Source organism: Bacillus sp. T-10(2022) (assembly GCF_056502895.1).
The window spans coordinates 4,363,553-4,385,054 of the sequence record NZ_CP113518.1 but is presented as its reverse complement, the minus strand read 5'-3'; the positions used below and the strand labels follow the sequence as shown (position 1 = coordinate 4,385,054).

Here is a 21,502-nt window from a genome sequence, read left to right as displayed (position 1 = left end):
ACGATATTTTTTTCTGTTATCCTTTTTTTAAGGAGGTTCGGAAATGAGATACAGCCCCATCATCCAAAAAACGATTGAATATATAGAGAATAGCTTACAAGATGAATTGTCTTTAGAGAACATCGCACGATTCGCAGGTTTTTCGAAGTTTCATTATCATCGTATTTTTCAAAAGGAGGTTGGAGTGACCGTATCTGAATATATTCGATATCGAAGGATCGCCAATGCAGCTAACATGCTGCTTTATACCGATGAAAAAATAATCGACATTGCTTTATATTACCGCTTTGAAACACAGGAATCCTTTACTCGTTCATTCAAGAAATATTATGACCTGCCGCCAGGGCAATACCGGAAACTCGTAAGTAAACTAACTTTGCAAAAGGAGGAAATGACGATGAAAAACGAACAATTATTAAAAGGATGGAATTTAAGCGGGAGTCATCCATTCAATTATAAAATTGGAATTGACCGGGAGACCTTCCATAAAGGCCAGGCATCAGGTTTCCTGAAATCCGTCACTAAGGAATCCAAGGAGGAATTTGCAACGATGATGCAGCAATTCAAGGCGGAAAATTACCTTGGTAAAAGAATGAAACTGTCGGGTTTTTTAAAATCAAAAGATGTTGATGGGTTTTGTGGTTTATGGATGAGGGTGGATAATGCGCTTCAGGATGTTTTGCAATTCGACAATATGGGCAATCGGCCCATCGTCAACGATACGGAATGGAACCATTATTATATCGTCCTGGATGTACCCGAAAACAGTGCCATCATTTCATTCGGGGTCCTTCTTTCAGGGCGTGGCCAAGTATGGATCGATGAACTGGAATTCGAGGAAGTCAGCATCGATACACCAACTACCAATATAGACTACGGCTGTGACCTTTTGGATGGACCGGCAAATTTATCATTTGAAGAATAAATGCGCGGATTGTTTGCTTAAATAATCGCTGATTTCCTTAAAGAACCCGCCATTCAACCCGGGGAGTGGCGTTCGGTTCAGCCTCGAAAAAACGTTTCCGTGAACACAATGAACACAATTAACTAAATAGTTTTAAAACACAATAAATTGAGAACGCTTACAAATGAAGCGGTTTCATATACACTTTATCTTATTAGAAGATAAGGAGTGACAGATATGCTCGCTTTATTAGGATACTTGATGATATTAGTGTTTATGATTTTAATTATGACAGGGCGACTTTCAGCCATGATAGCTTTGATTGCAGTACCAAGTGCATTTGCACTTATTGGCGGGTTTGGCGGTGAAATGGGTGAGATGGCGCTGGAAGGGATCAAAGACGTCGCGCCAACGGGAATCATGATTTTATTTGCGATCCTTTTCTTTGGCATTTTGATTGATGCTGGGGTTTTTGACCCGATCATCAATACGATTCTTAAGCTTGTAAAAGGTGATCCAGTGAAAATTGCCATCGGTACGGCAGTCCTGGCTTTGCTGATTTCCTTGGATGGAGATGGTACGACTACATATATGATAACGATTTCTGCCATGCTTCCGCTATATAAACGGATTGGAATGAGACCGCTTGTATTGGCCGGCATTGCCGTTTCGTCATCTGGAGTCATGAACCTTCTTCCTTGGGGAGGCCCTACAGCAAGGGTGATGACAGCTTTAAAACTTGAAATGTCCGATGTTTTCACCCCTGTCATTCCAGCGATGATTGGCGGAGTCCTATTCGTCCTTTTCATGGCATATTGCCTGGGTAAAAAAGAAAGAAAGAGAATCGGGATCATAGAGGTCGATTATCATGTTGTGGCACAGCAGGCAGCTGCAACGGAAGATGCTTATATTAAACGGCCTGAATTGATAATATTCAATTACGCATTGACTCTTACACTGCTGGTTGCGCTGATTATGGAACTTATGCCTTCAGCGGTTCTGTTCATGGTAGGTTTCGCGATTGCCATTACCGTTAACTATCCGAAAGTCAGTGATCAGAAAGAACGTGTGGCAAACTATGCGGACAATGCTTTATCTGTAATTTCGATGATTTTTGCAGCAGGTGTTTTCACTGGAATCCTAGCCGGTACGGAAATGGTCGATGCCATGGCAAACTCTTTGATTCAGCATATTCCAGATCAAATGGGCGCACATTTTGCTGTCATCACAGCCATCATCTCAGCACCTTTTACGTTCTTCATGTCTAATGACGCATTTTATTATGGTGTGCTCCCATTACTTGCTAAAGCGGGAGCTGCTTATGGAATTGATCCTGCCCTGATCGGCAGAGCTTCACTATTGGGGCTGCCCGTCCATCTATTAAGCCCGCTTGTTCCATCTACCTATTTATTGGTTGGAATGGTAGGGGAAGATTTCGGTGCATTGCAGCGCACTTTCCTGAAATGGGCATGCGGATCGACGCTTGTCATGATAGTGGTTTGTGTCCTATTGGGAATCATCCCACTATAAAGCGCAAAAGAGTCCCGTTCGTCACGATGCGAACGGGACTCTTTTCTGTCTGTATAAAGCGCTGAATAAATCTGGAAAAGTGAGATACATTATGTTTGTCTTCTCTTTCGCGACAAAGTTAGCTTTTTCTTTTATTGAATGAGGAATGTACGTACCTTAAGATTAAAGGAAACTATATTAATATGAAGGGAAGAGAGCAAAATGGCTCACTTTAATATAAAAGTTGCAGTTCAAAAGTTCGGTAACTTTCTAAGTTCAATGGTCATGCCGAATATATCAGCTTTCATAGCATGGGGGCTAATCACTGCCCTATTCATCCCATCTGGTTTCCTGCCAAATGAAAGCCTTGCCAAAATGGTTACACCGATGGTTACGTTTTTATTGCCGCTTTTAATCGGGTATACGGGTGGTAAGCTAATCCATGACCACCGCGGCGGCGTAGTCGGTGCCATTGCGACAATGGGCGTCATCGTCGGATCTGACATCCCGATGTTCCTTGGAGCCATGATAATGGGGCCGTTCGGCGGTTATGTCATCAAGAAATTCGATCAATTGATTGAAGGGAAAATAAAAGCCGGATTTGAAATGCTTGTTAATAATTTCTCGGCGGGGATAATTGGCGGCCTACTGTCCATTCTATCCTTCTTGGCCATCGGGCCTGCAGTAGACATATTTACAGGCTGGCTTGTAGCAGGAGTCGATTGGCTTGTCGGTACAGGTTTACTGCCGTTGACAAGTATCCTGATCGAGCCTGCCAAGGTATTGTTCTTGAACAATGCCATCAATCATGGTGTACTATCACCAATCGGTGTGGAGCAAGTTAAACAAACAGGGGCTTCAATCCTGTTCCTTCTGGAATCGAATCCTGGACCAGGTATCGGCGTACTGCTTGCTTATTGCTTTTTTGGAAAGGGAACGGCGAAGAAATCGGCGCCAGGAGCTGCCATCATTCATTTCTTCGGCGGGATCCATGAAATTTATTTCCCTTATATCCTAATGAAGCCGATGTTATTCTTAGCCGTCATTCTTGGAGGCATGAGTGGAGTCTTCACTTTGGTCCTACTAGGCGGAGGATTGTTCGCTCCTGCTTCTCCAGGCAGCATACTTGCCATTACAGCAGTAACTCCGCATAATGCGGGTGCATATATTGCTAACTTTGCAGGCGTCATCGTAGCGGCCATCGTTTCATTCATCGTCGGTGCATTCATCCTGAAAACAGGAAAGCAATCTGAAGAGAATATTGAAGATGCCGCGAAAAAAATGCAAGAAATGAAAGGCAAGAAAAGCTCTGTTGCCGATGTATTCGCTTCAGACCCGGGTACGATGCCAGCAAACGTCAGCAAAATAATATTTGCCTGCGATGCCGGGATGGGATCAAGTGCGATGGGGGCTTCGCTCCTTCGCAAGAAGGTGAAGGAAGCCGGATTGAGTATTACTGTTACTAATACGGCGATCTCAAACATTCCTGCAGATGCACAAATCGTCATAACACAGGAAGAGTTAACACCAAGAGCACAGAATAAAGTTCCGAATGCTTATCATGTATCCGTCGATAATTTCCTATCGAGCCCTGAATACGATTCATTGCTTGCACGGCTTCAGGATGACGGTACCGATGTGTTGCATGAAATCGTCGAAGATGCTGAAGAGAAGGTTCCCGGTGTTCGTGAACATTCAATCGAGCCTGGCATCAACGAGGATGAGCAAGATGATAATGAATTGCTTCGCGAAGAAAACGTCTTCCTTAATCAACAATTCGCCAATAAGGAAGAAGCGATCCGCTTTGCGGGGAGAGCTTTGGTCAATGCAGGTTACGTTAAGGAAAGCTATATTGAAGCGATGATTGCTCGTGATGAATTGACTTCAACCTATATGGGGAATGATGTAGCCATTCCGCACGGAACCGAGGAAGCTAAGAAAGATGTCCTTAAATCTGGATTTACCGTTTTACAAATTCCTGATGGTGTCGACTTTGACGGCCAAAAGGCACGATTGATATTCGGTATTGCCGGCAAGGACGGGACACATCTTGAAATTCTATCTGGCATTGCAGTTACCTGCTCTGACATGGAGAATATTGAAAAGATGGTTAAAGCCACATCAGCCAGGGAATTGATGGATATTATAAATGTAGAAAATAATTAAATACTCTTAACCAAGAATAGAAAAGCGTTTTACGCTTTTCTATTCAGTATTTTCTCGTGTTACTCCACCTGAAATGAGTTGGTAGCATGTATATTACTTCAAGGGAAAAATCTATCATAGAATTGATCATAAAAACTTCAGGAAAACATACAGCCTTATCCATTGCGACACAATTGAATGTTAGTGTCCGGACGGTTCAACGCGATCTGAAGTCCATAGAAAAAATCCTGCAATCATTCGAGTTGCATTTAACACGCAATACACATGAGGGACTGTCCATCGACGGGAAGAATGAGCAAGTCTTTCGGCTTGTACAGCACCTGATGGGCAATCATCCGATCGATCAAACGCCGCAAGAAAGAAAGCTGCATCTCCTTTTAGCTTTACTGCAGGAAGAATCATATAAAACTCAAGTTCTTGCGGGGGATCTCGGTATAAGCATTACGACTCTTACAACCTATTTGGACGAACTGACTGAATGGTTAAAGAATTTTAATATCATGATTACGAGAAAAAGGGGAGTCGGAATAGAGCTTGCCGGCAACGAAGAAAATAAACGGAAAGCCCAGGCAGCCTATTTCTTGCACTTCTTTAATGAAGAGCTGATTGAAAGTTTATTTTTGCTGCAAGAAGGAAAATTTCCAGAAGCGAAAATCCTCGACTATTTTGATCCCGAATATCTTCTGGCTATCGATGGGGTGCTGTTTTCCACTTTTAACAGTGTCCATTCTCGTTTGGCGGATAGCGGGTATATAGGGTTAATTGTACATATTTATGTAACCCTGCAAAGGAATGAAAGCCAATATTTTTTGGAGAAGGACTTCAAGAAAATAAGCGAACTTTCCGATGAGAATAATCTCATGAATAAAATAGGCAAGGAACTCAGCACAATGCTGGAAGTCTCTTTTACCATCGATGATATAAGCTACCTTGCAGCCATCCTTAAAGGTTCCAAGCTTCATGCGGCGGATGCCATTCCATATGACAGTGTGTTGCTTGGCCAGCTGATAAGAAACCTGATAAAAGATGTTTCGGCACAACTGCAAATCGATTTGACCAAGGATTTCCCATTGTATCAGGGGCTCCTTGCCCATATGGAACCATCGCTTTTCCGGATCAAACAGGAAATGGGATTGTACAACCCCTTAACTGAAGATATTAAGCGAAAGTATCCGGTTCTCTTTTTGGCAGTGAAGACCAGTCTGGAAAAGGGCTTCATAGAAATAAAAGAATTTCCTGAAGATGAAATAGCCTTCATCGTCCTTCATTTCGGATCTGCATTAGTGCTGCGGGAGGAAGAAATATCAATAAGGGCACTCATCGTTTGCCCGACAGGTATCGGTACGTCGAAGATGCTTGCAAGCCGGATCAAAAAAGAAATCATCGAAATCGAGACTGTAGAAATCAAGACGATCAAAGACATCCAACAGAAGGGCAGCCTGAAAAACTACGATGTGATCATTTCTACCGTCCGGCTTCCATATATCGATAGTGATTATATCCTTGTATCCCCTCTTTTGAGTGAAGAGAATATTTTGAACATCAGGAATTATTTAAGGAAGAATATCGAAAACTTCACGAAGAATAAGCGTTATGGCAGTCATTCGGCCCATAAGGATACCGTGACCAAAAAAGAGGATGGCGAATTGAAAGAAGTGCTGCAGGAATTGAAGGATGCCCAGCAGAGCATCGAGTCGATCATGGATAATTTCCGGTTTTATCGGCTGCCGCATCTGAAAGGACATCCAGAAATCATTGAAGAAATGGTCAGGATGGCAGAAGCGGAAGAACTGCTAATGGGTGCGGATGATGTGGTCGGATCTTTGAAGGAACGGGAAAAAAAAGGTGGTTTAGGCATTCCTGGCACTGGAATGGGCCTTTTCCATACGAGACATAAGAATGTAAAAGAACTGATATTCCAGGTGGCCCACCTGGAGGACTATCGTCTGGTCAAAGGTATGGACGGAAATGACGTCCATATGAAAAATTTACTGCTGATGCTGGCACCTGAAGAATTAAGTGTGAAGCAGCAGGAAATCGTCAGTTTAATAAGTTCAAGCTTAATTGAAAGCAATGAATCCATCATGATTTTTTCATCTTCGGACGAAGAAATGATTAACAGAAGGCTGGAAGCCATATTTTTGGATTATTTATATACTAACTTGATAAAGGGATGATTGTAATGAAACAAGCAGTACATTTCGGTGCAGGAAACATTGGAAGAGGCTTTATCGGAGCGCTCTTTTCACAATCTGGATATCATGTGACATTTGTAGATATAGCTGATCAAATAATCAACCAGTTAAATGATAAAAAGCAATATCAAGTCAAACTTGCCACTGATCAACAAGAATCCGTCACAGTAGAAAATGTTTCGGGTTTAAACAGTTTAAAGCAGGAAGAGGAAATCATAAAAGCAATTTCCGAAGCAACCTACCTCACCACTGCTATCGGTCCCAATATTTTGCCTCATATCGCTCCTTTAATTGCAAAAGGGTTAGCGTCAAGAGTGAAGGAAACCGATGAAAAACTATATGTGATCGCTTGTGAAAACCAAATATCGGCAACAGACCTTTTAGAAGGCTACATTCTAGAAAAATTGGATCAAGATACAAAAGAAAAACTAGCCGATAAAGTCTACTTCTTTAACTCAGCGGTCGATCGCATCGTTCCTATCCAAAATAACGAAGGATCACTCGATGTTTTGGTGGAACCTTATTATGAATGGGTCGTTGAAACGAAGGAAAGCATTCCCGCCGTTGAAGGGATGACCATTGTAAAAGAACTCGCTCCATTCATTGAGAGAAAACTGTTTACCGTTAATACAGGACACGCCGTCATTGCTTACCTCGGTTATCTCAAAAATAAAAAATCTACGATTGACCAGTCATTGGAGGACGCAGGAATTGTAGAGCAAGTCAAGAAAACCCTAGGGGAAACGGGCGCTTATTTAATAAAGCAATACGGTTTGGACGCAGGTGAGCATCAGCAGTATATCGAAAAAATCATTAATCGTTTTAAAAACTCCTACCTGAATGACTCGGTGAATCGAGTCGGACGTTCACCGCTGCGTAAGCTAGGGCCAAACGACCGTCTCGTCCGCCCTGCCGTAGAAGCAAAGAAAGCCGGACTTTCCTATACTAATCTGGCGAAAGCGATAGCGGCCGCTTTACTCTTTGATTTTAACGAAGATGAAGAAGCCCTTAAACTGCAAACGATGATCAAAGAACACGGTGTAGCTTCAGCACTTAAGGAAGTTAGCGGATTGGATGAAAATAGCGAAATAACTAAAGAAGTTATCAACCACTACAACAACTTGAAGTAAAAGCCGAGAACTCCTGAAATCTTTTTTCAGGAGTTTTTTCTTACTCAAAAAGAAGGAACTGGCATCCGTTAATCTTTAAAACTCAAAAAAAACCTTGTAAACAGTAATCATTACGTTTTATAATGAAAGACAGTCAAGACAAGAGGGGTTTTTTTTGAATGTAAATCGTAATCGTTTTGATTTGTTTGGTGAAAAGCGCAGAAAATATGAGGAATTGCTTAAAAAAGGAGGATTAGTGCAACAAATCGAGAGCTTGGTGCATTTACTTAAAATTTTGGTGCTATTTCAAGAGATTTAGAGCCGTTACTCACGAATTTAGAGCAAATACTCGTGAGTTTGGAGCAAATACTCGTGAGTTTGAAGCGAATACTCGTGAATTTGGCACAAATACTCGTGAGTTTAGAGCAAATACTCGTGAGTTTGGAGCAAATACTCGTAAAATGGTGTTTACTCTCGTCGAGGAGCATTACATAGTTTGATTCCGGATAAGCATTCGGCAATGTGTTACGTGGTTTGTCATGATGGTAAAGCTGGAATCTAAATCGTAATCAATACGATTTTACGGCAGCCATTAAAAATAGTTGAGGTAATGGGGGAAATAAATCGTGTTCAGAAAATGTAGATCGATTTTTATTGTATGTCTAGCATTCTTACTTTTGACTGCTTGTTCCACCGAGTCTGCGAAAGATCAATTGGGAGGGAAGAAGGAAGTGAACTTGCTTTTTAATTTTGCGACTAGCTCGCTTGATCCGAATGTTGATACTAGTTATGTGTCACTAAGGGCTGGCATCACTGAGACATTAGTGCATCTCAATGATGAGGATTTGACGATCGAACCTTGGCTGGCCAAAAGCTGGGATAGCAAGGATGGTCAATTATGGAATTTTGAGTTAAGGGAGGGTGTGACGTTTCAGAATGGAAAGCCGATGGATGGCAAAGCGGTGAAGGCTTCGTTGGAGAGGGCGATGAATGATAGTCCGGCGATCAAGAATGCCTTGCGCATTGAATCGATTGAAGCGGACGGAAATGCGCTAACGATTAAGACGGAGGTTCCTTTTCCTGAGTTTCCTTCTGAATTGGTTCATCCAAATACATCGATTATTGACGTGAAGGAAAGTGACTATATAAACAAGCCGATAGGAACAGGGCCATTTGCCGTTTCGAAATTCATACCAGGTACGGCTGTTGATTTAATACGTTATGAGTCTTACTGGGATGGAGCCGCAAAGCTTGAGAGCGCCAGGTTTTCGTTTAATGAAGATGCCAATGCACGGTCTCTTGCCCTTGAATCGGGTGACGCCGATATTGTTTTCCGTCCGGAAGTGGAAAGCCTGGAAAATTTTAAGGCGATAGATGGTGTGAAGGTTGAATCGACATCCACTTTCCGTGTTCATCAAATGACGATGAATTTGGAACGTAAAGCATTGCAGGACATACACGTCCGAAAGGCGATAGATGCCTTGATCGACCGATCATCCATTGCGGATACGATTTTACATGGTCATGCAGAAGTGGCAACAGGGCCATTTCCATCCACATTCTCTTTTGCTCCGGACTATCCGAAAAAAGAGAATGGAATGGAAGCTGCTAAGGGGTTTCTTGATCAGGCGGGATATAAGAAAGTGGATGGTGTCATGCAAAAAGACGGCAAACCGTTAACGTTTACACTTCTTACATACAGTTCACGTGCCGACCTGCCGTTAATTGCCCAAGTTTTTCAATCGGATGCCGGCCAGTTGGGGATTGATGTGAAAATCAAGCAAATAGAAATCCCTGAAGAGTATATGTCTGCCAATCGCGATTGGGATTTAACGACCTACAGTAATTTAACGGCTCCGCGCGGGGATGCCGGTTATTATTTAAATGCTACTTATCATCCAAAGGGAGCATTGAACTTCAGTGGGGCCGATGATGATTACCTGACGTCCCTGATTGATGAGCTGAATGTAACGGTCGGACAGGAGAAGCGCTCGGATTTAGCTGAGGAGATTGCGATGTATGTGGATGAACAGGTGTATAATTCATTCATTTTACATCCGAATACACTTGTTGCTTATGATGCCGATAAAGTTGAAAACTGGATCACTTCAAGAAGCGAATACTACATGCTGACGAATGAACTGGATGTGAAGTGAATGTTTCGCATCTTAGTCCGGCGATTCATTGAGGTCGTGATTTTTGTCCTTGTGATTACATTCATCTCTTTCCTTTTTGTTCGGCTTGCTCCAGGGGACCCGGTTCTCTCGATACTTCAAGTGGATGATGTGTCGGTCACAAACGAGCAAGTCAATGAGCTTCGTGAAGAATTGGGGTTCAATGATCCGCTGTTAGTGCAGTATTGCGATTGGTTTGCGGACTTTATCCAATTGGATTTCGGGCATTCCTATCTGACGAATCAGCCTGTGATGGAAATGGTCATGAGCGGGCTGCCTGCAACACTTGAGCTGGCGGTTGGCGCATTGCTTGTCATGCTTGGTATAGCCATTCCATTAGGTTCGCTTGCTGCCTTGTATAGGGGAAGCTGGATTGATCAGGTAAGCCGTGCCGTTTCTTTATTGGGGGCAGCCATTCCTAGCTTTTGGCTGGGGCTGCTCTTGATAGATTTATTTGCCGTACGATGGGGAGCCCTTCCAACGATGGGCAGGGACGGATTTCGTTCTTTGATTTTGCCGTCGGTCACGCTGGGGTTGGCCATCACAAGTGTGTACGTGCGTTTGCTGCGTTCGAGTTTAATAGATTCCCTCAGTCATGATTTCATCAGGGCTGCCCGATCTAGGGGGATATCAGAAATACGAATATTCTTTGCCCACGCATTTCGTTATAGCTTGCCCCCGGTCATTACCGTATTCGGTGTCAGCCTTGGCAGCCTGATCGGCGGTGTAGTGGTGATCGAAGTGATTTTTGCCTATCCAGGCATAGGTAAGATGGTCGTGGACTCGATTCGGTCACGGGATTATCCAGTCATCCAAGGGTACCTGTTGGTCATGGCCATCATTGTATTCATGGTTAATAGTGCCGTGGATTTATCTTATCGCTATTTAAATCCGGAGCTAAGACTGAAGGAAAGGAAGCATGGAAAATGGAGTTAGTTATCAAAAAAAAATCCAAAAGGCGCTGGAGAATGACCGTCCTTTTTACGGTGATGGCTACAGTCCTTGCCGTTGCGGCTTACACCTTTCTTATTCTGAAACATGATCCGGCACTGGTCAATTTGGGAGAAAGGCTATGGCCGGCAAGCATGGAACATCCGTTAGGGACGGATCATCTAGGGCGTGATGTATTGACACGTCTTCTGCTTGGCGCACAGCTGACTGTTGGCTATGGTCTCTTATCTCTGTTTGCCGCGGTTATCATCGGCGTCCCGTTCGGGGTGATTGCCGGTTTTAAAGGAGGACTGATCGATCGGATTTTCATGCGCATTGCAGACGCGTTTCTCGCATTCCCTGATACGATCGTTGCCATTGTGCTTAGTGGTTTATTAGGACCAGGAATCGAAAATCTCCTATTGGCGATCGTTTTAGTGAAATGGGTGAATTATGCCCGGCTTGTGCGAAGTACGGTTATCACCGAACGTCAGAAGGATTATGTCACAGTTGCTAAAATCAATGGATTAAGTTCATTTGGGATCATGCGGAAGCATCTATTTCCGCACCTTATCGGGAATGTGCTTGTCCTTTCTAGCCTCGATTTAGGAAAAATCATTTTGCTCATATCTTCCTTATCATATATCGGGCTCGGGGCGCAGCCGCCGGCACCGGAGTGGGGAGCCATGCTGAATGATGCCCGTCCATACTTTCAATCCAATATGTTGCTGATGATATACCCAGGGCTCGCCATCGTATTCGTCGTCCTTCTATCCAACATACTCGGTGATTATTTGCGCGATGCATTTGATGTGAAAAAGGAGGTGGGATCATGAGCATTTTATCCGTGAGGCATCTGCATATCATGGGGAAGCAAAATCATATCGTCAAGGATCTTTCATTAGATGTGCAGGAGGGTGAGTGGTTCGCACTTGTCGGACAAAGCGGGAGCGGCAAAAGCATGACGGCCATGGCAATATGTCAGCTGCTTGCACCCAATCTCCAAGCGAAGGGGGAAATATGGTACGGGGATAAGAATTTATTGACGCTATCTTCCACAGAAATCAGGAAGATTTGCGGAAAGCGCCTGGCTTATATTTTTCAAGATTACCAGGGTTCATTTACACCGTTCCTTACCATCGGTCAACATTTCGACGAATATCAGCGAACACATTTGAACCTTTCCAAAAACGAGAGGCGCAAGCAAGCGGTCAAGGCGCTCATTTCGGTGGGCCTGAATGAAGATATCTACAGCAGATACCCTTTTCAATTAAGCGGCGGGCAGCTTCAACGCGTATCCATTTCAATAGCCCTGCTGCTTGAGCCGGATATATTGATAGCGGATGAACCGACCACAGCCTTGGACAGTGTATCTTCCTTTAAGGTCTTACAGCTGTTATCAAGGCTCCAAAAAGAAACCGGATGTGCGATCTTGTTCATTACCCACGATTTACGCCATGTCAGGAAGTATGCGGATCGCATTGCGGTCATGAAAGACGGGGCCATCATTGAGACCGGTGATAAAAATCAGGTATTGAATCATCCGCAGCACGCTTATACGAATGAACTGATTCAATCATCGCCATCATTGAGCAGAATTCCATTTAAGCTTGAAGGAGTGTCAGGATGAGTTTATTAGACGTGCGAAATATCCATAAAAGCTATGAAAACGGAGTGGAAATACTAAGGAACGTGAATTTCAGCATCGAAAGGAAGGAATGCCTCGGGTTAGTGGGAGAGAGCGGCTGCGGAAAAAGCACATTGGCAAGACTCATCCTTCAGGTTGAATCTTTTGACCAGGGCAGCATCCTATTTGAAGGAACGGCGCTGCAAAACAAAAGCGAACGCAGTTTAAAACCGTATCGCAAGAACATCCAAGCTGTTTTGCAGAATCCTGCATCGGCTTTGAATCCAAAACTAAGGATAAAAGATTCACTAATGGATCCATATCTTCAATTTGGCAGCCAGGTAAATCTGAAATATTTTACGTATACAAGTGAAGCGAACTTTATCGGACAGCTGCTGGAAACTGTGGAGCTTCCAAGGAGTTTTGCTGAACGTTACCCGCATGAGCTTAGCGGCGGACAAAAGCAGCGGGTGACCATTGCGCGTGCAATCAGCATTGAACCGGCCCTCATTATATTGGATGAACCGGCTTCAAGCCTGGACGTTCTGTCTCAAGCGGCGGTTCTGAAATTGTTAGGCGGGCTGCGGGAGACTTTGGACATTTCTTACCTTTTTATTTCTCATGATCTATCGGCTGTACAGGAGATGAGCCAACGGATCATGGTGATGAAAGGGGGTGAAATTGTGGATTCTTTCGAAAAAGAACAGCTTTTTTGCAGCGATCGCCATTCATACACAAAAGAACTGATTTCGATGTTTGAATAATGAAGTTGTGTTTATTTGAGTTTTAAATCGTGATGATTTCGATTTAGTTTGATACTTAAGGAGGAAGTGTAAGGTGAACCATCGATCATATTTGGCCTTGGCCATTCCTCTGACCATATCGACGATAACGACGCCATTGATCGGTGCGGTGGACACCGCTGTTGTGGGGCAGTTGCCAAACCCTGCTTATTTGGGCGGCGTAGCTATTGGAACGGTTATTTTCAATACCTTGTATTGGCTGTTTGGTTTTTTGCGGGTGAGCACTTCGGGATTTGCTGCACAAGCACTTGGGGCAAACGACGGGAAGCAAGGCATTTTAGCCTTTTTAAGGCCGTTTATACTGGCGATTGTTGCAGGGGGAGGTTTCATCCTACTTCAGGGGCCTATTGAACATGTTTCCTTAACATTGATGAATCCCGATGCTGACGTTCGAAGATATGCGGCTGAATACTTCAGCATTCGAATATGGGGAATCCCATTCACTTTGATGAATTACGTCATATTGGGATGGCTGATGGGGATGTCCAAGATCAAGGTTTCGCTAGTTTTACAGGTGTTCATGAACCTGATGAACATTGCCCTGGATTTGTTATTTGTCCATGGATTCCAATGGGGTGTGCCAGGGGTAGCGATAGCAACCCTCCTTTCGGAAGTGACGGCCTTTTTCATTGGAATGATCATTATTGTGAAGGTGTCGCCCCATCGGATGGAAATGCCCCCTTTGAAAGAGATGTTCGATCCGTCATCCATCAAGAAAATGATGTCGGTGAATCGGGATTTATTCATCAGGACGCTTTGCCTATTGGCAGTTTTTAATATCTTCACGGCAAAGGGTGCCGCATATGGGACGGAGATATTGGCGGCGAATGCCGTACTCATCCAAATTCACTATATGATGGCTTACTTCTTTGACGGGCTCGCAAATGCTTCAAGCATTCTTGTTGGAAAGGCGATTGGTGCGAGAGATAAGCGCTTATATAAGAAGACCCTGATCCTGTCGTTGCAGTGGGGTGTTCTATCCTCCCTGATGATTGCTGTCACTTACTATTTATGCGGTGATGCCATCCTATCGCTTTTCACACGGATACCAAGTGTCATTGAACTGGCAAACATTTATGGGATCTGGCTTATTTTGTTTCCTCTATCGGCCAGTGTAGGCATCGTTTTCTACGGTGTTTTTACTGGGGCAACAGAAGCTGCCCCGATTCGTAACTCGATGATCTATTCCTTGATTGCCTTTGTGATAACACTTTATATTTTTCTGCCGGCCTATCAAAACCATGCATTATGGCTGGCCTTTACTGTATTCAGCCTAGGACGTTCGGTATTTTTGGCATTGTATATACCACGGTTAAGCAAAAAATTATTTCCTAATAGGAGTGTGCGCCTTGAAAACGATCAAATGGTCTAGAAACCAGGAAAAAATCATTCATACATATATGGATACTTATAAAATTTTACTAGAAGAAGATGATTTATCACCAAATAACGAAATCATCAATCGCGTTTTAACCGAATTGGTTTCGATGATTTCGAAACCGTTAGACCAGCATATGGCAGAAGAAATTCTCAACCATGATGATATCCGATCGATTCGGGATACCATGCTTGATAAGCTGAAGATTGCTGAAACATTGATGGAGGATCATTATGCCAAATTATTTGTTGGCTGTGTGAACTCCCTGGATGACTTCCGTTCTTTCATTTATTGGGATAACTACAAAGAACTGATTCAAACGGAAATCAATGAATTGAAAAAGGTGAAAAATGATATTCAATCATTTGCATTTGTAGGGACGGGTCCTCTCCCATTAAGTCCTTTGCTGCTTCAACGGGAGTTGGGTGCGAAAATGACATGTCTCGATATAGATGAACAAGCCCATTCACTTGGCCGGCGCATCGTCCAAGAACTGGATAACGAAGGGAATTCAGACTATATCTTGAATGATGGCGCTCTTCATGACTACACGGAGTTCGATCTTGTATGGATTGCCAGCCTGGTTCCTAATAAAGAAGAAATTCTGGAACGGATATTTCAGACAAACCCTTACGCAACTGTCGCAATACGGTCGGTGGACGGCATTCATCAATTATTATATGAGCCCGTTGATGCAACAAAATTCAGTAAAGTGGCATGTGAGGAAGTCGGGAGAACGATCGCGGATTCTTTCATCATCAATTCAACCATTTATTACACATTTAAATAGTGACACCATATAACGAGTTGCTTCGGCAATTCGTTTTTATTTAGGGAAAAAAGAAATTCCAATAAACTTACTTGACAATATAAGCTTATGAAAATATAATTACTAACATAAAGTAACCAACAAAAGGAGAGTTCATACATGAATAAAAATGCTGCAGCCCAAGTTTTTTTAAGGGTGATTTTAGGTTTTACTTTTTTCATTCACGGCGTTTCAAAGTTTCAAGGGGGAATAGGAAATACGGCGGGATTTTTCGATAGCCTTGGCATTCCTGGCTTCATGGCGTACATCGTTGCAGTAATCGAATTGATCGGAGGACTTGCGGTTATACTGGGTTTGGGAACACGAATCGTTTCCGTCCTATTTGCGGTCATTATGGCGGGGGCGATTTTCACGGCTAAATTACCTGCTGGTTTTCTTGGGAACGGGCAAGCGGCGGGCTACGAACTGGACTTGGCACTGCTTGCCATGTCTGTCTATCTAGCGTGTGCAAACCGCACGGTTCTTTCTTTGGATCATGTGATTTTCAATAAAAAAGGGAAGTGACAATATGGATAAAAATTTTCATCAAAAACCAATTACCTTTGTTGGCGAAGTCAGTATAAATGTTTTGGATTTGAATAAGGCCATTCTGTTTTATCAAGAAATCATCGGTCTTAAAGTATTGAAGAAAACCGATCGGCAAGCCGTTTTGACGACAGACGGTAAAACCCCGTTGCTGACACTTGAGCAGCCTGCTGATGTGATTCCGAAAGAAGGGCGGACGACGGGCTTATATCACTTTGCCCTTTTACTGCCAAGCCGAGCCGACTTATCGATTTTTTTACGCCATTTACTTCAAACGAAATATCCATTTGGAGCGGCTGATCATGAAGTGAGTGAAGCGCTGTACATTACCGATCCGGATGGCAATGGCATTGAAGTATACTATGACCGGCCATCCACTGATTGGAGATGGGCCGGAGGGGAAGTCGCAATGGGCACGGATCCGCTGGATGGGGATGACCTTCTGAAAGAAAGCGATGGTGAGTGGAGCGAACTGCCTGCAGGTACCTTAATGGGGCATATACATCTGCATGTAGCAGATTTACGTAAAACGGAGGAGTTTTACATGCAAGGTCTTGGGTTTAGCGTCGTGAATCGATATGGAGGAGCGCTCTTTACTTCAACCGGTGGATATCATCATCACATCGGGTTAAACACTTGGAATGGCGTTGGCGCCCCTGCTCCTAAGGAAAATAGTGTGGGGCTAAACTGGTATACTCTCGTTTTTGCAGACGAAGAAGCGAGAAAAAAAGTAACGGAACAACTGAAAGGAATCGGGGCAGTCGTCACGGAAAAAGAAGGGTTTTTCGCTGTAACAGATCCATCAGGCAATGAGATTCATTTAGTCGTCTAAATTATAAAGCAGAAAGCAATGGTGAGAGGATAATGGGATTCTTAAGTAGATTATTTAGAAATAAAGAAACCGCTGCAGGGGAGAATGGAAAAATGACAAAAGTATTATTCGTAAAAGTGAACGATCGTCCTGCAGAACAGGCAATCAGCTCGAAAATGTATGACACCTTCTTACAAGCATATAAAGAGACACACCGTACAGATGAAGTGACAGAGCTGGATTTATTTAAAGAAGAGCTTCCTTACTATGGAAATACGGCAATTACCGGTTTGTATAAACGTAACCAAGGTCTTGAACTGACAGCCGAAGAGGAAAAGGCGGCCGAACTGGTTGACACATATTTAAATCAATTCCTGGCGATGGATAAAGTGGTATTCGCTTTCCCTCTCTGGAACTCAACGGTTCCTGCGCCGCTTATCACATATCTTTCCTATTTGGCACAAGCAGGTAAAATGTTCAATTACACGGCGGAAGGTCCTGTCGGGTATGCTGGTGATAAAAAAGTCATGCTCTTGAATGCCCGCGGTTCTGATTATGCATTAGAAGGAATGGCTTCTGCTGAAATGGCCGTGAATTTAGTGAAAAATATCATTGGCCTATGGGGAATTAACAATCCGGATGTCGTGGTCATTGAAGGCCATAATCAGTATCCGGATCGGACACAAAAAATCGTCGCGGATGGTTTGGAAAACGTTGTAAAAGCGGCTGAAGCATTCTGATTGCGAAGTGAAATGAATAGAAGCAAAAAAGGCCCTCATTATCAATGAGGGCCTTCAGACTGTAGACAAATTCGTAGAAAGTGAGTTTGCCTTGATCTACACGGCATTATTCGGCCGTTCACGCATTTATTCGACCTACACGGCACTTAATTCGACCGTTGGTGCATTTATTCGACCTACACGGCACTTAATTCGACCGTTGGTGCATTTATTCGACCTACATGGCACTTAATTCGACCGTTGATGCATTTATTCGACCTACACGGCACTTAATTCGACCGTTGATGCATTTATTCGACCTACACGGCACTTAATTCGACCGTGATCCATTTATTCGACCTTCACCTCACTATTCGGAATTTGGGCATTTATTTTAGGGTATACGCATTAAACCCGCTCCCTTTCCGCCGATAAACTAAAGGCCCTCCATAATAATGGGGGCCTTTTTTGTGTTATTTGACCTGATACTTTTTCAAGCGGTATTGAAGACTTTGGCGGCTAATATTCAGGGCCTTGGCTGCTTTGGAGATATTCATCCCATGTTCCTTTAAAATCTTCTCCAAGTATTGCTTTTCAGTATGGGCGATATAATCATCAAGAGATAAGGTCGACTCCTGTAAATCTCCATTTTCATGATTTTCTTTTCTATCGGGACGAATGTCTTCCAAATGGGCTTTCTTCCTAAATAGAGCTGGAAGGTGGGTGATGGCAATCTTTGTATCGCCAGGTTCCATTAAATTCATGGCCCCCTCAATGATATGTTCAAGTTCCCTTACGTTCCCGGGCCAGTCGTAATCATAAAAAAGCGAGTAGACCTCTTCGCTGATCCCTTCTATATTCAATTCGAACAGCGCATTGAATTTCTCGATGAAGGATTGCGCCAGCAAAGGAATATCCTCTTTCCGTTCACGAAGAGGCGGGATGAATAACGAAACGACACTTAATCGGTAGTATAAATCCTTGCGTAAATGATCATTTGCAATGGCATCTATCGGATCTTCATTTATCGTTGCAATGACCCTAACATCAATTTTTTTATCCTTTGTATCCCCAACACGGCGAATCGTCCTTTCTTGAAGGGCCCGTAATAATTTCGCTTGCATGTTCGGGTTTAATGAGTTGATTTCATCTAACAGGATGGTACCGCCCTGTGCCTGTTCGAATAATCCAGGCCTTTCAATCGATCCGGTGAAGGCGCCTTTCTTTGTGCCGAAGAGTATTCCCTCAATTAGACTATCCGGCAGGGCAGCACAGTTTTGGCTTATGAAAGGATGTGTCGAACGGCTGCTGCCATTATGGATGCTTTGGGCGAAGAGCTCTTTTCCTGTGCCCGTTTCCCCGACGATGAGGATGGAGGATGCCGTTCTGGTCGAGCGCTTGCTCTTTTCTATGACTTCCAGGAAATTTTCACTCGTTCCGATGATGCTGTCAAACGTATATTTGGTATTGCCCTTATTTAAGATATTATCTTTAATGATTCTTTCCAGATTCGTTATATCCTTTGCAACTTCAATTGCTCCGATGATATTTTGCTTTTGATCCAAAATCGGAAACGTATTATTGATTGTTGTAATTTCCTGACCAAGATTATTGAAGTAGGTCTGCTTCGAGTTCTCGGTTGTCTTACCCGAATGAAGTGCCCTTATTAATGTACTCTCCGTTTCTTCCTTGAATTTAAAGATTTCGTGAATCTTCTTCCCTAACACTTCTTCTGAATCCATTCCTTCAATTTCTGCCATTTTCTTGTTATATACAATGGTCCGTCCTTTTATATCGATTATATGTATCCCTGTATCGATTACATCCACAAGCGAATAGAGGATGGATTGGAAACCATCTATTTTAATGATTTGATCTAAATTCATGAATGCCTCCCATTTTTCTTCTTTTCTTAGAGCTATTGTAGAGGAATTGAAGTAAAGGCGCAAATAAAATTTGCATAGCAAGATTATTTTGCATCGAAGTGCAAAAATATTTTGCGGAAAAAGTGGAAAAACGCTGTTTTTTATGTTTTTTATAGTTGGCATGAATCTTGCATTAATTAAAAGTGTAAGGTTTAAGCGACATAAATAGGGATTAGAGCAAAAAATAATGGCATACTATGTCAATTTTGCCCTTAAAGTGCTGAATTTCATTGCATATTTAATGAAATATCATTATTTTTTCAAGAAAATGAAAAGTTGGCACGGAACTTGCTTGTTAAGTAAGGGTGAAGAAAAAAACATAAAATTTTAGGGAGATGAGCTATAATGGTCCAAACATATAAACACGAACCATTTACTAATTTTAAAATCGAAGAAAACAATAAAGCTTTTCAAGCGGCATTGAATGATGTAGCTAATGATTTAGGGAAGAAATATCCGCTGATCATTAATGGTGAAAAAGTGTTTACTGATGAAGTCATTACCTCTGTAAACCCAGCAAATAAAGAAGAAGTTATTGGAATGGTATCCAAAGCGAATAAGGATCTTGCTGAGCAAGCGATGCAAGCGGCAGATAAGACATTCCAAACTTGGAGAAAAACGAAAGCGGAAGTGCGTGCAAATATTTTATTCAGGGCTGCAGCCATCGTACGGAGAAGAAAACACTATTTCTCGGCTCTATTGGTAAAAGAAGCAGGAAAGCCTTGGAATGAAGCGGATGCAGATACAGCGGAAGCGATCGACTTCATGGAATACTATGCACGTCAAATGCTGAAGCTTAAAGACGGCATGCCAGTGGAAAGCCGTCCGATTGAACACAATGCTTTCAATTATATTCCGCTTGGTGTCGGTGTCATCATCTCACCTTGGAACTTCCCGTTTGCGATCATGGCAGGCATGACGACGGCAGCTCTTGTTTCAGGAAATACGGTCTTATTGAAACCGGCCAGTACAACACCGGTCATTGCAGCTAAATTCATCGAAGTGCTGGAAGAAGCGGGCATGCCTGCAGGAGTTGTGAACTTCATTCCAGGAAGCGGTGCCGAGGTTGGCGATTATTTGGTAGATCATCCTCGTACACGTTTCATCAGCTTTACCGGATCTCGTGATGTTGGAATCCGTATTTATGAGCGTGCGGCAAAAGTTCATGAAGGCCAAATCTGGTTAAAACGTGTCATCGCTGAAATGGGCGGTAAAGATACGATCGTTGTTGATAAAGAGGCTGATCTGGAATTGGCGGCACAATCAATCGTCGCTTCTGCATTCGGATTCTCCGGTCAAAAATGTTCTGCTTGTTCACGTGCCGTAATAGTGGAAGATGTATATGACCAAGTCTTGAATCGTGCCATTGAATTAACGAAAGAAAAAACAGTCGGGGAACCAACAGACCTAAACAACTTCATGGGTCCGGTTATCGATCAAGCAGCTTACGACAAAGTCATGAGCTACGTTGAAATCGGTAAAGAAGAAGGGAAAATTGTTACAGGGGGAGAAGGAGACAATTCAAAAGGTTTCTTCATCCAGCCAACTATCATTGCCGATGTGGATGAGAATGCACGTGTCATGAAAGAAGAAATTTTCGGACCAGTTGTTGCATTCTGTAAGGCAAAAGATTTCAATCATGCAATCGAGATTGCCAATAACACGGATTATGGATTAACGGGTGCGGTCATCTCTAACAACATTGAACATATCGAACAAGCGCGTGAGGATTTCCACGTAGGTAACTTGTACTTCAATCGCGGCTGTACCGGTGCCATTGTAGGATACCAGCCATTTGGCGGATTCAATATGTCAGGTACAGATTCAAAAGCGGGCGGTCCTGATTATTTAGTTCTTCATCTTCAAGGTAAAACAACATCTGAAACGCTATAAATTTT

At 43.0% G+C, this 21,502-nt stretch carries 18 protein-coding genes; 17 read left to right on the top strand and 1 reads right to left on the bottom strand.

From position 1 onward, the window contains the following. Positions 1-43 precede the first annotated feature (43 nt). The 16 genes from OSJ91_RS21430 to OSJ91_RS21355 all read left to right on the top strand — a co-directional run bounded on the left by OSJ91_RS21430 (position 44) and on the right by OSJ91_RS21355 (position 17,700). Complete coding sequence (locus OSJ91_RS21430) at positions 44-925, top strand: helix-turn-helix transcriptional regulator (protein WP_413019421.1); 882 nt, start codon at positions 44-46, stop codon at positions 923-925. A gap of 216 nt (positions 926-1,141) precedes the next feature. Beyond that, a complete protein-coding gene (locus tag OSJ91_RS21425) occupies positions 1,142-2,434 on the top strand; it encodes a CitMHS family transporter (RefSeq protein ID WP_485890377.1) in 1,293 nt (430 codons plus the stop codon). 201 nt (positions 2,435-2,635) lie between these two features. After that, positions 2,636-4,579 carry a PTS mannitol transporter subunit IICBA gene (locus OSJ91_RS21420; protein WP_350299867.1) on the top strand — a complete coding sequence of 648 codons (1,944 nt, stop codon included), beginning with the start codon at positions 2,636-2,638 and terminating at the stop codon, positions 4,577-4,579. Positions 4,580-4,665: 86 nt separating this feature from the next. Continuing rightward, the gene (locus OSJ91_RS21415) at positions 4,666-6,756 is read left to right on the top strand and encodes a BglG family transcription antiterminator (protein WP_350299866.1); all 2,091 of its coding nucleotides are present in this window, start codon (positions 4,666-4,668) and stop codon (positions 6,754-6,756) included. 5 nt (positions 6,757-6,761) lie between these two features. Beyond that, complete coding sequence (locus OSJ91_RS21410; protein WP_413019420.1) at positions 6,762-7,904, top strand: mannitol-1-phosphate 5-dehydrogenase; 1,143 nt, start codon at positions 6,762-6,764, stop codon at positions 7,902-7,904. A 154-nt stretch (positions 7,905-8,058) separates the two neighbouring features. Beyond that, positions 8,059-8,202: a hypothetical protein gene (locus tag OSJ91_RS21405; RefSeq protein WP_485890376.1), complete on the top strand. Its 144-nt coding sequence runs from the start codon at positions 8,059-8,061 to the stop codon at positions 8,200-8,202. Positions 8,203-8,509: 307 nt separating this feature from the next. Next, the gene (gene nikA, locus OSJ91_RS21400) at positions 8,510-10,039 is read left to right on the top strand and encodes a nickel ABC transporter substrate-binding protein (protein WP_485890375.1); all 1,530 of its coding nucleotides are present in this window, start codon (positions 8,510-8,512) and stop codon (positions 10,037-10,039) included. Continuing rightward, positions 10,040-10,993, top strand: coding sequence for a nickel ABC transporter permease (nikB, locus tag OSJ91_RS21395; RefSeq protein ID WP_485890374.1), 954 nt, complete (start codon positions 10,040-10,042; stop codon positions 10,991-10,993). It begins immediately after the preceding gene. Next, positions 10,984-11,823 carry a nickel transporter permease gene (gene nikC, locus OSJ91_RS21390; protein WP_413019417.1) on the top strand — a complete coding sequence of 280 codons (840 nt, stop codon included), beginning with the start codon at positions 10,984-10,986 and terminating at the stop codon, positions 11,821-11,823. Before nikB ends, nikC begins: the two co-directional genes overlap by 10 nt. After that, on the top strand, positions 11,820-12,617 hold the full coding sequence (locus OSJ91_RS21385; protein WP_485890372.1) for an ABC transporter ATP-binding protein: 798 nt from the start codon (positions 11,820-11,822) through the stop codon (positions 12,615-12,617). The genes nikC and OSJ91_RS21385 overlap by 4 nt, the downstream gene beginning before the upstream one ends. Continuing rightward, positions 12,614-13,378, top strand: coding sequence for an ABC transporter ATP-binding protein (locus OSJ91_RS21380; RefSeq protein ID WP_485890371.1), 765 nt, complete (start codon positions 12,614-12,616; stop codon positions 13,376-13,378). The genes OSJ91_RS21385 and OSJ91_RS21380 overlap by 4 nt, the downstream gene beginning before the upstream one ends. A gap of 73 nt (positions 13,379-13,451) precedes the next feature. After that, positions 13,452-14,789: an MATE family efflux transporter gene (locus tag OSJ91_RS21375; protein WP_413019414.1), complete on the top strand. Its 1,338-nt coding sequence runs from the start codon at positions 13,452-13,454 to the stop codon at positions 14,787-14,789. Continuing rightward, positions 14,767-15,585, top strand: a complete 819-nt coding sequence (locus OSJ91_RS21370; RefSeq protein ID WP_413019413.1) for a nicotianamine synthase family protein — start codon at positions 14,767-14,769, stop codon at positions 15,583-15,585. The genes OSJ91_RS21375 and OSJ91_RS21370 overlap by 23 nt, the downstream gene beginning before the upstream one ends. A gap of 138 nt (positions 15,586-15,723) precedes the next feature. Continuing rightward, complete coding sequence (locus OSJ91_RS21365) at positions 15,724-16,128, top strand: DoxX family protein (protein WP_413019412.1); 405 nt, start codon at positions 15,724-15,726, stop codon at positions 16,126-16,128. 4 nt (positions 16,129-16,132) lie between these two features. Continuing rightward, entirely contained in the window at positions 16,133-16,981 is an 849-nt protein-coding gene (locus OSJ91_RS21360) for a VOC family protein (protein ID WP_413019411.1), read from the top strand. A gap of 32 nt (positions 16,982-17,013) precedes the next feature. Then, entirely contained in the window at positions 17,014-17,700 is a 687-nt protein-coding gene (locus OSJ91_RS21355; protein WP_413019410.1) for an FMN-dependent NADH-azoreductase, read from the top strand. Positions 17,701-18,152: 452 nt separating this feature from the next. Here OSJ91_RS21355 and OSJ91_RS21350 read toward each other — a convergent pair whose 3' ends face one another. Next, on the bottom strand, positions 18,153-19,565 hold the full coding sequence (locus OSJ91_RS21350; protein WP_485890370.1) for a sigma-54 interaction domain-containing protein: 1,413 nt from the start codon (positions 19,563-19,565) through the stop codon (positions 18,153-18,155). Positions 19,566-19,949: 384 nt separating this feature from the next. Between OSJ91_RS21350 and pruA the strand changes: the two genes are divergently transcribed. Beyond that, positions 19,950-21,497 carry an L-glutamate gamma-semialdehyde dehydrogenase gene (gene pruA, locus OSJ91_RS21345; protein WP_413019409.1) on the top strand — a complete coding sequence of 516 codons (1,548 nt, stop codon included), beginning with the start codon at positions 19,950-19,952 and terminating at the stop codon, positions 21,495-21,497. Positions 21,498-21,502: the final 5 nt, after the last annotated feature.

What these genes read in the sequence shown, in the direction of transcription:
- OSJ91_RS21385 (WP_485890372.1), top strand. Translation starts at nt 11,820, where the DNA reads ATGAGCATTTTATCCGTGAGGCATCTGCATATCATGGGGAAGCAAAAT.
- OSJ91_RS21425 (WP_485890377.1), top strand. Translation starts at nt 1,142, where the DNA reads ATGCTCGCTTTATTAGGATACTTGATGATATTAGTGTTTATGATTTTA.
- nikC (WP_413019417.1), top strand. Translation starts at nt 10,984, where the DNA reads ATGGAGTTAGTTATCAAAAAAAAATCCAAAAGGCGCTGGAGAATGACC.
- OSJ91_RS21365 (WP_413019412.1), top strand. Translation starts at nt 15,724, where the DNA reads ATGAATAAAAATGCTGCAGCCCAAGTTTTTTTAAGGGTGATTTTAGGT.
- OSJ91_RS21355 (WP_413019410.1), top strand. Translation starts at nt 17,014, where the DNA reads ATGGGATTCTTAAGTAGATTATTTAGAAATAAAGAAACCGCTGCAGGG.
- OSJ91_RS21380 (WP_485890371.1), top strand. Translation starts at nt 12,614, where the DNA reads ATGAGTTTATTAGACGTGCGAAATATCCATAAAAGCTATGAAAACGGA.
- OSJ91_RS21350 (WP_485890370.1), bottom strand. Translation starts at nt 19,565, where the DNA reads ATGAATTTAGATCAAATCATTAAAATAGATGGTTTCCAATCCATCCTC.
- OSJ91_RS21360 (WP_413019411.1), top strand. Translation starts at nt 16,133, where the DNA reads ATGGATAAAAATTTTCATCAAAAACCAATTACCTTTGTTGGCGAAGTC.
- OSJ91_RS21410 (WP_413019420.1), top strand. Translation starts at nt 6,762, where the DNA reads ATGAAACAAGCAGTACATTTCGGTGCAGGAAACATTGGAAGAGGCTTT.
- pruA (WP_413019409.1), top strand. Translation starts at nt 19,950, where the DNA reads ATGGTCCAAACATATAAACACGAACCATTTACTAATTTTAAAATCGAA.
- OSJ91_RS21430 (WP_413019421.1), top strand. Translation starts at nt 44, where the DNA reads ATGAGATACAGCCCCATCATCCAAAAAACGATTGAATATATAGAGAAT.
- nikB (WP_485890374.1), top strand. Translation starts at nt 10,040, where the DNA reads ATGTTTCGCATCTTAGTCCGGCGATTCATTGAGGTCGTGATTTTTGTC.
- OSJ91_RS21415 (WP_350299866.1), top strand. Translation starts at nt 4,666, where the DNA reads ATGTATATTACTTCAAGGGAAAAATCTATCATAGAATTGATCATAAAA.
- OSJ91_RS21420 (WP_350299867.1), top strand. Translation starts at nt 2,636, where the DNA reads ATGGCTCACTTTAATATAAAAGTTGCAGTTCAAAAGTTCGGTAACTTT.